This is a genomic window from Bacillus sp. C28GYM-DRY-1 (assembly GCF_030519405.1).
Classification (GTDB): Bacteria; Bacillota; Bacilli; order Bacillales; family Bacillaceae; genus Bacillus; species Bacillus spizizenii_A.
Genome location: NZ_JAUMKF010000100.1, coordinates 1 through 255 on the forward strand (window position 1 = coordinate 1; position 255 = coordinate 255).

The window sequence follows — 255 nt, forward strand, 5'->3', positions numbered from 1 at the left end:
ATTTCACGTGTTCCGCCGTACTCAGGATCCACTCAGGAGAGAACGAAGTTTTGACTACAGGGCTGTTACCTTCTATGGCGGGCCTTTCCAGACCTCTTCATCTACCTCGTTCCTTTGTAACTCCGTACAGAGTGTCCTACAACCCCAAGAGGCAAGCCTCTTGGTTTGGGCTAATCCCGTTTCGCTCGCCGCTACTCAGGGAATCGCATTTGCTTTCTCTTCCTCCGGGTACTTAGATGTTTCAGTTCCCCGGGT

Annotated in this window: 1 rRNA gene; it reads right to left on the reverse strand. The window is 51.8% G+C overall.

The annotated features are described in order from the left end of the window. Window positions 1-255, reverse strand: a 23S ribosomal RNA gene (locus Q3W56_RS21255); the annotation flags it as partial.